This window comes from Bacteroides sp. OF03-11BH (genome assembly GCF_003604005.1).
In the GTDB taxonomy this organism is placed as follows: domain Bacteria; phylum Bacteroidota; class Bacteroidia; order Bacteroidales; family Bacteroidaceae; genus Bacteroides; species Bacteroides ovatus.
The window spans coordinates 146,151-159,955 of the sequence record NZ_QTMW01000008.1 but is presented as its reverse complement, the minus strand read 5'-3'; the positions used below and the strand labels follow the sequence as shown (position 1 = coordinate 159,955).

Genomic DNA, 13,805 nt, shown 5'->3' with positions numbered 1-13,805 from the left:
TATCATTAAATAATGAACAGACTAAGACTTTATCTATTAGCGCTGGCTGCGCTTTTTGTATGTTCCGTTAAAGCGGATGAGGGTATGTGGCTATTGCAACTGATGCAACAGCAACACTCCATAGACATGATGAAAAAACAAGGATTAAAACTGGAAGCACAGGACCTATATAATCCGAATGGAATTTCTCTTAAAGATGCCGTAGGTATATTCGGAGGCGGATGTACCGGAGAAATTATCTCACCCGAAGGTTTGATTCTGACCAATCACCATTGTGGCTACGCCTCCATCCAGCAACATAGTAGTGTTGAGCACGATTATCTGACTGATGGTTTCTGGGCTACTTCCAGAGACAAAGAACTCCCTACTCCGGGATTGCAATTCACATTTATCGAACGTATCGAAGATATTACGGATATTGTCAATGCCAAGATCGCGGCGAAAGAAATCACCGAATCCGAATCATTCAGCAATATATTCCTTCAAAAGCTGGCTCATGATCTTTATTTTAAAAGTGACCTGGCAGACAAAAAGGGAATTGTTCCGCAAGCTCTTCCGTTCTATGCCGGAAATAAATTCTATCTTTTCTATAAGAAAATATATCCGGATGTACGTATGGTAGCCGCTCCACCCTCTTCTATCGGTAAGTTTGGTGGTGAAACAGACAACTGGATGTGGCCGCGTCATACCGGTGACTTTTCCATGTTCCGTATTTATGCAGATGCAAATGGTGAACCTGCAGAATACAGCGAGAGTAACGTCCCACTGAAAACCAAGAAACATTTGTCTATCTCTATCAAAGGATTGAAAGAAGGAGATTATGCAATGATTATGGGATTCCCCGGAAGTACGAGCCGCTACCTGACCGTATCAGAAGTAAAAGAACGTATGGAATCGGAAAACGATCCACGTATCCGTATTCGTGGTGCACGTTTGGCTGTCCTGAAAGAGGTAATGAATGCCAGTGACAAAATCCGTATTCAATATGCTAACAAGTATGCGGGTTCCAGCAACTATTGGAAAAACTCCATCGGCATGAATAAGGCCATCATCGATAATGATGTATTGGGAACAAAAGCTGCACAAGAAGCCAAATTCGCAGAGTTTGCAAAAGCACAAAACAATGCTGAATATGCAGCGGTAGTGAAGAACATTGATGACCTGGTAGCTAAGACAACTCCTCTCAACTATCAGTACACCTGTTTGAGAGAGACTTTCTTCGGAGCTATCGAATTTGGCAATGTGATGTTGACTAAAACACGCGAAGCATTGCTTGAGAAAAACGATTCTGTAATCGAAGCACGCATGAAAGCCTTGGAAAGCACTTACGAAAGCATCCATAACAAAGATTACGATCATGAAGTAGACCGCAAGGTAGCGAAAGCCTTGTTCCCCTTATATGCTGAAATGATTCCGGCAAACCAACGTCCTTCTATTTATAAGGTTATTGAGCAGAAATATAAAGGCGATTATAACAAATTCGTTGATGATATGTATGACAACTCTATTTTTGCCAACCGGGCAAACTTCGAGAAGTTTACAAAGAAGCCTTCAGTGAAAGCGATTGACAATGATCTGGCACTGCAATACTGCCAGTCTAAATACGACTTAATGGATACACTGGCTTCCCAACTCAAGGATATGGATCAGGAACTAGCTTTGCTGCACAAAACTTATATCCGTGGTCTGGGGGAAATGAAGTTGCCTGTACCTTCTTATCCGGATGCAAACTTTACCATTCGTCTGACCTATGGTAACGTGAAACCTTATGATCCGAAAGACGGTGTACACTACAACTACTATACGACCACCAAAGGTATTCTTGAAAAAGAAAATCCGGAAGACCGTGAATTCGTTGTACCTGCCAAACTGAAAGAACTGATTGAAAAGAAAGATTATGGCCGTTATGCTTTGCCAAATGGTGATATGCCTGTCTGCTTCCTGTCGACCAACGACATCACCGGTGGTAACTCCGGCAGCCCGGTATTGAATGAAAACGGAGAACTGATCGGTTGTGCTTTTGATGGCAACTGGGAATCATTAAGCGGTGACATCAATTTCGACAACAACCTACAACGTTGTATTAACCTGGATATCCGTTATGTCCTGTTCATTCTGGAAAAGTTAGGAAACTGCGGACACCTAATCAATGAAATGACAATCGTAGAATAAATGAGAAAACAAATCCTATTTGTCCTATTTTCACTGGCCACTCTTAGCATCCACGCCGACGAAGGCATGTGGATGCTAACCGATCTGAAAACCCAGAACGCAGTTTCCATGCGCGAACTTGGCCTCGAAATTCCGATAGAGGAAGTATACAACGCAAATGGTCTTTCTCTAAAAGACGCTGTTGTACACTTCGGAGGAGGATGTACGGGAGAAGTTATCTCTTCCGAAGGACTGGTACTGACTAACCATCACTGTGGTTATGGAGCTATCCAGCAACATAGTAATGTAGAACATGACTATCTGACAGATGGTTTCTGGGCTATGAACCGTGATGCGGAACTCCCTACTCCGGGATTAACCGTCACTTTTATCGACCGGATTCTCGATGTGACGGATTACGTCAACGAACAACTGAAAAAAGATCCGGACCCGGATGGTGTTAATTATCTATCTCCAAGTTATCTTGGCAACGTAGCAGAACGTTTTGCCAAAGCCGAGAATATAGAAATAACTCCTGCAACAAAGTTGGAGCTCAAGGCTTTTTATGGAGGAAACAAATATTATCTGTTCATCAAAACAGTATACAGTGATATTCGTATGGTAGGGGCTCCTCCTTCTTCCATCGGTAAATTCGGAGCTGATACCGACAACTGGATGTGGCCTCGTCACACAGGCGACTTTTCTCTCTTCCGTATTTACGCGGACAAGAATGGAAAACCGGCAGAATATTCTAAAGACAACGTTCCTCTGCAAGTGAAAAAACATCTGAAGATCAGCCTCGCCGGAGTTCAGGAAGGAGATTTCACCTTTGTCATGGGATTCCCCGGACGTAACTGGCGGTATATGATTGCCGACGAAGTGGAAGAACGGATGCAAACGACCAATTTCATGCGCCAGCATGTACGCGGAGCCCGTCAGAAAGTACTTATGGAGCAAATGCTGAAAGATCCGGCAGTGCGTATTCATTATGCAAGCAAATATGCTTCTTCGGCCAATTATTGGAAAAATGCAATCGGCATGAATGAAGGACTGATACGCCTCAATGTACTGGATACCAAACGTGCACAGCAAGAAGAACTATTAGCCCGCGGCCGTGAAAAGGGAGATGATTCGTATCAGAAAGCCTTTGATGAGATTCGCTCTATTGTATCTCACCGACGCGATGCGCTATATCATCAGCAGGCTATCAATGAAGCATTGGTCACCGCCCTTGATTTTATGCGTATCCCTTCCACGACAGAATTGGTTACCGCTCTGAAATCGAAAGATAAAGAACAGATAAAAGAAGCAAAACTAAAACTGAAGAAAGAAGGTGATAAGTATTTTGCTTCTGTCCCTTTCCCCGACGTGGAACAGATGGTAGCGAAAGAAATGCTGAAGACTTATGCCAACTACATTCCTGCAGAACAACGAATCAACATCTTCGAAATCATCAATTCTCGTTTCAAGGGAAGTATTGACGCCTTCGTTGATGCCTGTTTCGAACAGTCCATTTTCGGCAATCCTAAAAACTTTGAGAAGTTTATCAAGAAACCAAGTTTGTATAAAATAGGATATGACTGGATGGTATTATTCAAATATTCTGTTACCGACGGAATTCTGAAAACAGCCATTGCCATGAAAGAAGCCAATCAGAACTATGACGCAGCTCATAAAGTATGGGTGAAAGGCATGATGGACATGAGACAGGAAAAAGGAACGCCGATTTATCCGGATGCGAACTCTACTTTACGATTGACATACGGCCAGGTGCTTTCTTATGAACCGGCTGACGGTGTGGTATATGATGCTCATACCACCCTCAAAGGTGTGATGGAAAAAGAAGATCAGGGAAACTGGGAATTCGTAGTGCCTCAAAAGCTAAAAGAGTTATATAAATCCCAGGATTATGGACGTTATGGCAAAAACGGTGAAATGCCTGTCTGCTTTATCGTAAACACCGATAATACAGGAGGAAACTCCGGCAGCCCAGTATTTAACAGCAAAGGTCAGCTGGTTGGAACTGCTTTCGACCGCAACTTTGAAGGCTTAACAGGAGACATTGCTTTCCGTCCTTCATCGCAGCGAGCCGCTTGTGTTGACATCCGCTATACCTTGTTTATCATCGATAAATACGCAGGAGCCTCTCATATCATCGACGAACTTAGCATTGAGTAAATTGAGAGTTGAGAATTAAAAATTGAGAAATAAAAGTTATGCCATCTGGCATTATATTTCTCAATTTTTAATTCTCTATTTTCAATTTATATAAACTCTTCCACCATATACATCTCGTCAATCATCTCATTCATTATATTCTGTAAATTCTGAACTGCTTCTTCAGGAGATTCCCCATAAGCATTACATTGCATATTTACAGTCAACCAGGCATAGTAGCCACCATCTGATGCGCGTTCAAGCACATAATCCGTTCTGTTTAGTTTCATATTGGTAAATAATTAGTGAATGTTGGTATTGAAGTTATTTCTGAATGTGAAGCTGCCAGTTTCTCCAGTTCACGGATCATCCGACGTTCACAGCTACGAACCCAATAAACGAAATGACGGTTCGGAGTATATTCTCCTGCAAAACAAAGCAACGGCTGCAAATCAAAGGAATCACTGATTATTCCTGCCCCCGCTTTCATTGCATCATAGGCATTGCAGTCTTGTTCAATATGTGCTGGAACCATTAATACAGGTTTTCCAAGATACATTGCTTCGCAAATAGACTCGAAGCCTGCCGTACTGGCATAAGCCTTACAACCCGCCATAGCATTAAGAAACTTCACATCATCTATTTGATGGAAACTCAATGTTTCGTCAATCCGTGTCACCTCTTCAGCATCCGATCTATCCCAGAAAAAAGTTAAAGGAACTTCCGGATGTTTCGCATGAAAACTCTCCACGCTATCAGCAAACCCGGAATTAACCATATATCCATGAATATAATCACCCTTTTCCGGACGGATAGCGGTCACTTCCTGACGAATCAATGGAGGAACGGTCACTATTTGATTCATATCATCCTGTTCCATTTCCAGGAAAGACAAAGCCAGTTTCTTCGAAGATCTTAGAGCGGTCATCCGGGTAAAGAAACGCAGCATCCATAACTGGCACGAATTTTTATCCGGAGACTCGAAATCACGATGTAAAAACAGATACTGATGCCCAACACAAATATACGGAACGGAGGGACGGAAGAGTGCATAGGTAAGTCCGGTTAAAAGCTCGTAGAAGTTGATGACAACTTCCGCCCCTGTCTCCCTGATCCGCTGATTTATATAATACATGCTACGAAGATACTCCGGTAATCTTAATAAATTGTATGCAAAGCTTTTCGTCAGGTTCGCCCGTTTATTATCTGCCGTAGGCAGAAAGTTCGGACTAATGAATCGCTTCACCGGTGCATGAATACTCCGATTGAAAAATCCCGGCAAAGTACGTGTCGAGCTTTTCCCGACTAAGACTTCCACTACTTCATGCCCATTGCGCAATAACATTTCTTCGAGAGTGATTGCCTGTGTAAAATGCCCTCTCCCCTCACCTTGAACAATAAATAAAAATTTCATAGTTCCATTATTTTTAGATACGCAAAGTTCCCTCTTTCACATTACAAGATGATGACTCTATGATTACTATTTCATGAACAAAATCAGCTTTTTCTCGTTATATAATAAAATAGAAATTATATTTGCGGTCTTCAAAGACTGCTTTTTAACTCTAAGAAAGAAAAGATTATGGAAAAATTTGAAGATTTAATACAGTCACCAGTGCCCGTTTTAGTTGATTTCTTTGCAGAATGGTGTGGACCTTGCAAAGCAATGAAACCGGTTTTAGAAGAACTAAAACTTATTGTGGGAGATAAAGCACGTATTGCAAAGATAGACGTTGACCAGCATGAAGACCTGGCTACTAAATATCGCATACAAGCTGTACCAACCTTTATACTGTTCAAGAATGGAGAGGCTGTCTGGAGACATTCCGGCGTAATCCATAGTAGCGAACTACAAGGGGTTATCGAGAAGCATTATACATAAAAAGATAATAATAACGAATGAAGAAAGTATTAGTAATGGTAGCCCTCGTCATGGCAAGTGTAATTGTATACGCATTCAATGACAGTAGGGAAACTAATCAAGGTAAAAAAGAGGTAACAGGTAACGGTGAAGTCGTCGTAATGGACAAAGATATGTTTCTGAAAGACGTCTTCGATTATGAGAAATCAAAGGAGTGGAATTATAAAGGTAATAAGCCCGCCATCATCGACTTATATGCAGATTGGTGCGGACCATGTCGCCAAACAGCTCCTATCATGAAAGAATTGGCAAAGGAATATGCCGGAAAAATTGTCATCTACAAAGTCAATGTAGATAAACAAAAAGAACTGGCAGCTTTATTTAATGCAACAAGTATTCCATTGTTTGTATTCATTCCCATGAAAGGAGATCCACAGCTTTTCCGTGGAGCTGCTGACAAGGCAACTTACAAAAAAGCGATTGATGAATTTCTCTTGAAGTAAAGAAGAAAATATAGTGACGCTATCCGGTCGGGATAGTAACGCTATAATAGGAAAAGAGTGACGGTATCCTTGCGGGATACCGTCACTCTTTTGTATATCTTGCCAATCCTTATTTGAAGTATCCCACAGGATGATTCATCATTGGCATTTGGCTATCTTTCAATTTCAAAACTTTCTTCAATTGTTCATTGTCCATCGAAGCGCGTGGCACTGTTGCTATGTTAGCAGCGGAACAGAATATTGAAATATTTTGAGAAACGATGCCGGAATCCATAGCCCCCATCAACTGGCTGCGTGCACTCTTCGCATCTCCAAATCTGGAAAGATCACTGATTAACACCAAAGACACCGGAGCTGTTTTCACAAATGCCTGTCCACCGGCTACTGCTCCACGATGATCTCCTTCAGCAACCAGAGTCAACTGATGATTTTTAGCATCATACAGATAACTTCCTTCAGGTAATACTACATATACATCCACATCCTGCTTATTCAACGCTGACGGAGCTGTTCTCATTCCGGATTCCTTACGGTTTATCCCATTAGCAGCCCATAACAAATCAGACAGATCCGACAGACTCAATGATTTAGAAGCATACTCGCGAGTTGAATGTCGTTCAGACAATGCCTTCATCACCGCACTGGTACGGTTTAAATTAGGCTTCGGCAATTTAATCACTTTATCAGCAGCAAAAGCAGCCACCGAAAGCATTAAACAAACTAACAATAGTTGTATTTTCCTCATAACTGTGGTATTTAAAAATTGATAGACAAATATAAATAAAAAAGGTCTGTATTCGTTGCAGAATACAGACCTTTTAAGAGTTTATTAGGCTTAATTATTTCTTATCGCCGAAATAACGGTTGTACAATCCTTCAAAACCTTTGCCGTGACGAGCTTCGTCTTTGCACATTTCGTGTACAGTGTCATGGATAGCATCCAGATTCAGAGCTTTAGCACGAGTTGCGATACGTTTTTTGTCCTCGCATGCACCTTGTTCAGCATCTTTACGTTTCTGCAGGTTCGTTTTAGTATCCCATACGCAGTCGCCCAACAATTCTGCAAACTTAGCAGCATGTTCAGCTTCTTCCCAAGCGTAACGTTTGAAAGCTTCAGCTACTTCAGGATAACCTTCACGGTCTGCCTGACGGCTCATTGCCAAATACATACCAACTTCAGTACATTCTCCCATGAAGTGATTGTTCAGGTCCTTAATCATTTCTTCGTCACAACCTTTTGCCACACCAATAACGTGTTCGTCAGCAAAAGACAATGCGCCACCTTCTACCTCAACAACTTCTACGAATTTGCTGGCAGGAGCTTTACACAATGGGCATTTTTCAGGAGCTGCGTCACCTTCATGAACGTAACCGCATACAGTACATCTAAATTTTTTCATTTTCTTCTCAATTTTAAATTAATTAGTCAATACGTGTTTCTTTATCTTTACTTAAGCAATTCTTGCAAATACCTTTATAATAATAATGAACTTCTGATACCTGGTGACCATCCATGTCTATATTCTCCACTTTCTTTATGGCTTCCGGGCATTTCAGATCATAAATGTGTCCACAACGCTTGCACAAAAAATGAGAATGTACGGAAGTATCTGCGTCAAAGTTCGTATTCTTCTCATCAATTGTAAGCATCAAGGCTGCTCCTTGCTCCGAAAACAATTTCAATGTATTATAAACCGTAGTTTTTGAAAGTGTCGGCATCGAGGGAGATAGTGCAGTATATATATCATCAGCTGATGGATGAATCGGATTATCCATCAGATATTCCATGATAGCGATACGCTGCATGGACGGCTTGATATTATGTTCTAATAATCGATCGTATGGCTTCATTATCTTCCCTTTCTTTCAAAGTTGTATTCATTACAATTATAAATTCAATGCAAAGATAAAGAGTTTCAATATTATTTCCAAATAAATCTTCGTTTTTTTATATATAATCTATACTACTGAAGATTAATACAAAAACAAAACCGTTTAAGTGCAAGAAACTGACTTAAACGGTTTTATTATAAAAGATACTAAAAGTATCAAGATTAGAATGAAGTTCGTGTTCCGGTTAAGATATCTGATGGTATATCCTCACATCGAGTATAAACTTTTATTTCCCCCATATCCTCTTTAGCAGTCCATACCATTGAAATATCAGTTAACCCCGAAACGATATATGAATATTCCCATTCATCGTCCGTATCAAGCTGGTAATAATAAGTACCGCTAATAACATCTCCGTAATCCTCCTCTTTATTCAGAGTAAAGGAGCCGGGAATTTGCTGGGACGTAGCACTGTTGAGGTTTGTATAAATGGTATAAGAACGTTTTCCGTCTTTCTCTTTCCGGTCAAACTTGATATAATAGTATCGTGTATCACCGTCTATCTTTTCTCCATTCCATTCACTCAATCGCCAAGTCCCTGCAATATTCGCATAATTTACATCCTTCGTATCAGGAAGCTTCACTTCATCGTCGTCTCCACATGACATAAATAATGCCATAGTGACCAGTAACATCATTTTGAATATATTTTTCATATACATATTTTATAATAATTATTATTGTAACAATAGTTTCACCTGTATTCTCCTTTCGCAAGGCCGGACAGGAATACCATCCAACATAAAATGAAATGTAATTTCATTCTTTTGAGGTAGTAAGCCCTTATCAATAGAAAGAACCATATCAGCTTCTATTCCCGGAGAAATAATTTCCGGTTCTGTATGGAAGTGAATGTATTCCGGTAACAACAAGGCTGATAACCTCAAAGGCTGTTTCCCTGTATTAACGCATACAAATCTTTCCACTTGCCTCCCTTCTCGGGAAAGTATCCTGACTTGCCAATCCTTTCTTTTCAGCCGTAATGTGTTCCCTATATATACAGGATAGTCCCTCCATCGGTCAGCGGTAGGCAATACCTTACCGACGAGTGCCAACTTAGCTGTAGGATGCTCCTTCGAAAGATCGGTATAAACAAACGCTTCCCTATACAAATCACCAGCCTGATCCATTGGATGAAAGACCAATATGATTTCTCCCTGCTCTCCCGGTTGCACTACCTTTTTATCATATTTGGCTACCGTACAACCACAGGAAGTAGTTAACTTGGAAAGGTATATAGGCTTCTTGCTTACATTATGATATTTAAAATGATACATTGCCGGATCATCGTCTTCTGATAAAGTTCCTATATTCATTACTGTATGTTCAAACTGCAAGACTTGTTCGACTGTTTCCTGCGCAAAGCTATGCACAGGAAACAGGTAAATAAGAAGGAACAGCCCAAGTTCGATGGTTTCGGCAAGATATCGTTTCATAATAGAGTTTACATCCAACTATCGTTCTTACGAACAGTGATGAAAAAATCTTGCTTGGTGCCGTCACTCGCCTTGACTGTAGCTTTTGTAGAACCAACTTTCAAGCCTTTCAAAGTGAAAGTAATGTTGTTCTCTGTCGTAAGGGTAGCAATTGAGTTATCATCAACTGTACAGGTAAAGGTCATATTCTCTCCATTTTTGAAATAACGGGAATAATTGATTTTACTTGTAGCTTCGACGGCCACATACATATTAGGTACAGTCATCTCCACACCACCTCCTTCAACTGCTTTCAACAGCTTATAGGCATCAATCAACCCTGTTCCCATATTGCCCGCATAAGCGGCAGGCTCCATTTGTCCGGCAGCTATTTGTCCGAACGAAGCATTTGTGTACCAATAAACTTTCGTTTCTTTAAAATAGGGTTCCACCGGATTGACAGACTCCAATATCATTTTACGGAATTCATCTGCACGGAAATGACGATGTAATTCAGCTGCATAAGAAAGTCCCAATGCCGCTACTCCCGAAATATGTGGACAAGCCTGCGATGTTCCTTCCATATATCCGTAATGAGAATTTTCCCCACCATCTTCATTGGCAGAAGGAGGTAATGTGGAATATATTTTTCCTTTCGAGCTCTGATGATAATCACTGTCACCACCCGGAGCTGCAATAGAAACGCCCATCGCATAGTTGGAGTAACAGGAAGGAGTCCCGTCGGCAGCCAAAGCGGCTACAGATATATAATCAGGATAAGCTCCCGGATATCCGGCCATAGCTGCATATTCATTACCTGCGGCAAATACAATGATACCTCCGTCTATGACATCGTTTGGCGAACCGGCATTATGAAGAAAATAATCGAAGGCTTCTTTTTCCAACGGAGCAGCATCGACCCAATCTTTATCAGAAGTAAACCCCGGGGTATACCCACTAATAGGATTGGAAAGCCCCGAATTATATCCCCAACTACACTGCAAAATAACGGCACCGTTATCTGCCGCATATTTCACAGCTTTCGCTTCCTGATACAAGTCACATCCTTTAGAACCGGAAAAGACCTGACAACTCATGATTTTTACACCACCTCTATTATTGGCTTTATCCCCTCCTGCAATGCCACTAATACCTTCACCATTATTCCTCACTGCACTGATAATCCCGGCCACATGAGTCCCATGTCCGGTATCATTCGGATCGTCATAAGAGATATAGCCTTTATCATCTGTGAAGTTGTAGCCATAGCGGTCACCGGCATAACCATTTCCATCAGCATCTTCCTTTGAAGCAAATGTTTCATCCTCATTCACCCATATATTTCCTTCCAAGTCAGGATGGTCGTACATCACACCTTCATCAAGCACAGCAACAACAATGGAAGGATTACCCGTACAAAGCTTCCAGGCTTCCCCACAATTTACATCAACACCCATTACAGCAGGTACTACATTATCTCCTTTATCATTTTTTTCTCCATTCTGAAGAATAGAACCATCATTCTTACATCCCCATTGTAGATTAAAAAAAGGATCGTTCGCATCGGTATTCACAGCACGAGTTGTATGCACCACACGGGTCATTGCCTGCTTGGTGAGCACAGTTGCCCGTACATTCGGATCATAAGAACGCTGAATAGCACGAGTGAACTGGACTTTTGCTACATCCGCCACTTGTGACAAGTCCTTGGCTACCTGCTCCAAATCCGTATCTTCAGCAAAATGGATAATATACCAAAGATTCAATCCCGCTTTGCGAGTACGTTCTTCCGTACGACTGTCCACCGGAAAAATACGTTCCAGTTCAGAAATACCGATTCGCTGCAGAACTGCATCCATATCCGAAATTCCCGAACGGGTCAAAGCACCTCCGATAGAGCGGGTAGTAGCAGCATCCAAAAAGGATGCCGCTTCCGGTTTAAATTTTACCAAAATTTTACCCTGAGTAGCTCCTTCGGGTAAATCTATGATAGGAGCTCCCTGTCCTGTATCAGGTTTCACAGCATCCATATCCTGATCGGAACAAGATGCAAAAGTGATCGCTACAGCGGCTATTAGAATTAAATATATTCTTTTCATAATCAAAAAATCAATTATCTGTTAATGTAGGTCTGGCTTTCGGATAACGTTCATAGAACCATTCCAAATTTGACGGTTCATTCTTAAAACCAGGAATATTGCCACTCTTATCTTTACCTGAATCTTGCGTATAAATCAAGGTAAACGGATCAAAACGCGCAAAACGTGGATGATAGAGTAACCAATCCGGCAAATCATCACCAGTCAAGAAATTCAAGTTAATAGAGAAATGTTCGGCATTAGGCAGAATATTCGGAATTGTTTTTAGTTTTGCTTTCACCTCCTCGCTGGCACTCATTAATGTATCGTTTTGCTGGATATCCTCATCTGTGTAAGTAGATACACCATATTCAGGACTACCATTATAGCTATTAATAAATGTTGGGAGTTTACCATAAATCAAATTATAAGATAATGATAAAGATTTCAGATTTTTCCACTTCAATAAATTTTTTAATGTAGAAGAAGAAGCATCTATACATAACCCTGGATTGTCACGCGTTTCAGTACTTAAATCTGTAATTGTACTATAACGGCGATTACCTGTTAAACTTAAATTGAGCAGTCCCGGGAAATTAGCAGGAGTCAAATCATACGGAATAGTCGTGAAATTATTTCCACTCAAATCCAAGGTGATCAAGTCTTTACGCGAGCTTTCCAATTCTGTTTTCGAGATTGTTGTAATACCTAGTGCACTTATTGTCAGATTCCTTAGATATTTTAATCCTGCCAATGCATTTCCAATCCGATAAGGAGAAGGGAGCAACATAGTGTTCGTGTTACCATAAACAACCAACGTTTCCAGATATTTAATTTTACCGATTTCAGCAGGTAACTCTTCTTTTGTATTCAGCATCCTGAATTCAACGGAACGTACACGTCCCAGCTGCTCGGGTGTTACACCTTTATCTGTCTTTTCCCAAACGGTTACCCCCAACCAATAGTCAAGACGTTCACTAGCATCCCAGTTAGTCATTGAGCGCAATTTTGTACTTGCAATAACAATAGCAATAGAATCTCCTCTTCTATCATCCGTTATTTCCGGTGCGGCTTCCTGCTTTACCGTCAAGGTCACTTCTTTCTCCAATTCATCAGCTTCGTTCACTGGAAGAAATTTTATAGAAGCAATTCTTTCTTGGGGGTCTGTATTCATCTCCCACTTGAATCGCATCTTGATAGTACGGGGACGAGCTCCATAATCCAATGAAATATCAGGATTTCTTTTAGTAGTAGTTACCCAAGAGCCTATCAAAGGATAATCAACCTTAAACTCGACATTTGTAGTCACTGATATATCAAAATATCTTTTATCTGCATTCCCCATATTGGGCACTTCCACTTCATATTTATCCAGTCCAATCATCTTTCCATATCCGGTCTGATGTATTTTCAATTCCTGTTTCGGTTGTCCTTCCGGTACAAATGTCACGACAGCATGTCGCACGTCATTAGAAAGCGTAGAGTCTACTACAATTTCACAATTAGTACTTCCTACACCATTAGCGGGCATCACCTTCACCCAAGGTTTGTCTACCTTTGCCACCCATTTGGTACCTGAAGCCACTTTTACCGGCTCCATTCCTCCAGTAGCACCTAATGTAACTTCTTGAGTGTCAATGGTGAAACCAGTAATCCCCTCTTCATCCGAATCATTACAAGCTGCAATAAAAAGCAAACTTGCAAAGAGGCATAAATATATATTAAACAATGGTTTCATATAGATTCT

Annotated in this window: 13 protein-coding genes; 4 read left to right on the top strand and 9 right to left on the bottom strand. The window is 40.9% G+C overall.

The genetic code is table 11. The annotated features are described in order from the left end of the window. Window positions 1-12 precede the first annotated feature (12 nt). Both DXA54_RS08435 and DXA54_RS08430 read left to right on the top strand, forming a co-directional pair. A complete protein-coding gene (locus DXA54_RS08435; RefSeq protein WP_004306012.1) occupies window positions 13-2,172 on the top strand; it encodes a S46 family peptidase in 2,160 nt (719 codons plus the stop codon). Beyond that, window positions 2,173-4,329: a S46 family peptidase gene (locus DXA54_RS08430; RefSeq protein ID WP_120079208.1), complete on the top strand. Its 2,157-nt coding sequence runs from the start codon at window positions 2,173-2,175 to the stop codon at window positions 4,327-4,329. Between the two features lie 86 nt (window positions 4,330-4,415). Here DXA54_RS08430 and DXA54_RS08425 read toward each other — a convergent pair whose 3' ends face one another. Together DXA54_RS08425 and DXA54_RS08420 are read right to left on the bottom strand one after the other, a co-directional pair. Further along, window positions 4,416-4,598 (bottom strand): type II toxin-antitoxin system HicB family antitoxin, encoded by a 183-nt coding sequence (locus tag DXA54_RS08425; protein ID WP_004297339.1) that lies wholly within the window; start codon window positions 4,596-4,598, stop codon window positions 4,416-4,418. Beyond that, window positions 4,595-5,722 (bottom strand): glycosyltransferase family protein, encoded by a 1,128-nt coding sequence (locus DXA54_RS08420; protein WP_120079206.1) that lies wholly within the window; start codon window positions 5,720-5,722, stop codon window positions 4,595-4,597. Before DXA54_RS08420 ends, DXA54_RS08425 begins: the two co-directional genes overlap by 4 nt. Window positions 5,723-5,890: 168 nt before the next feature. On the opposite strand from DXA54_RS08420, the gene trxA reads away from it, so the two are divergent. Both trxA and DXA54_RS08410 read left to right on the top strand, forming a co-directional pair. Beyond that, window positions 5,891-6,190 carry a thioredoxin gene (trxA, locus tag DXA54_RS08415; protein ID WP_004306008.1) on the top strand — a complete coding sequence of 100 codons (300 nt, stop codon included), beginning with the start codon at window positions 5,891-5,893 and terminating at the stop codon, window positions 6,188-6,190. A 17-nt stretch (window positions 6,191-6,207) separates the two neighbouring features. After that, on the top strand, window positions 6,208-6,672 hold the full coding sequence (locus DXA54_RS08410; protein WP_004297335.1) for a thioredoxin domain-containing protein: 465 nt from the start codon (window positions 6,208-6,210) through the stop codon (window positions 6,670-6,672). A gap of 109 nt (window positions 6,673-6,781) precedes the next feature. On the opposite strand, the gene DXA54_RS08405 is transcribed toward DXA54_RS08410, so the two are convergent. The 7 genes from DXA54_RS08405 to DXA54_RS08375 all read right to left on the bottom strand — a co-directional run bounded on the left by DXA54_RS08405 (window position 6,782) and on the right by DXA54_RS08375 (window position 13,796). After that, window positions 6,782-7,417, bottom strand: coding sequence for a SagB/ThcOx family dehydrogenase (locus tag DXA54_RS08405; RefSeq protein WP_032852526.1), 636 nt, complete (start codon window positions 7,415-7,417; stop codon window positions 6,782-6,784). Window positions 7,418-7,511: 94 nt separating this feature from the next. Beyond that, window positions 7,512-8,072: an NADH peroxidase gene (locus tag DXA54_RS08400; protein ID WP_004297333.1), complete on the bottom strand. Its 561-nt coding sequence runs from the start codon at window positions 8,070-8,072 to the stop codon at window positions 7,512-7,514. A gap of 22 nt (window positions 8,073-8,094) precedes the next feature. Continuing rightward, entirely contained in the window at window positions 8,095-8,523 is a 429-nt protein-coding gene (locus DXA54_RS08395) for a Fur family transcriptional regulator (RefSeq protein WP_004297332.1), read from the bottom strand. Between the two features lie 203 nt (window positions 8,524-8,726). Next, window positions 8,727-9,221, bottom strand: a complete 495-nt coding sequence (locus DXA54_RS08390) for a lipocalin family protein (RefSeq protein ID WP_232284331.1) — start codon at window positions 9,219-9,221, stop codon at window positions 8,727-8,729. A gap of 21 nt (window positions 9,222-9,242) precedes the next feature. Continuing rightward, window positions 9,243-10,001: a DUF1573 domain-containing protein gene (locus DXA54_RS08385; RefSeq protein WP_004297329.1), complete on the bottom strand. Its 759-nt coding sequence runs from the start codon at window positions 9,999-10,001 to the stop codon at window positions 9,243-9,245. An 8-nt stretch (window positions 10,002-10,009) separates the two neighbouring features. Further along, the gene (locus tag DXA54_RS08380; RefSeq protein WP_008648327.1) at window positions 10,010-12,079 is read right to left on the bottom strand and encodes a S8 family peptidase; all 2,070 of its coding nucleotides are present in this window, start codon (window positions 12,077-12,079) and stop codon (window positions 10,010-10,012) included. Between the two features lie 10 nt (window positions 12,080-12,089). Then, entirely contained in the window at window positions 12,090-13,796 is a 1,707-nt protein-coding gene (locus DXA54_RS08375) for a BACON domain-containing protein (RefSeq protein WP_008648328.1), read from the bottom strand. Between the last annotated feature and the right edge of the window lie 9 nt (window positions 13,797-13,805).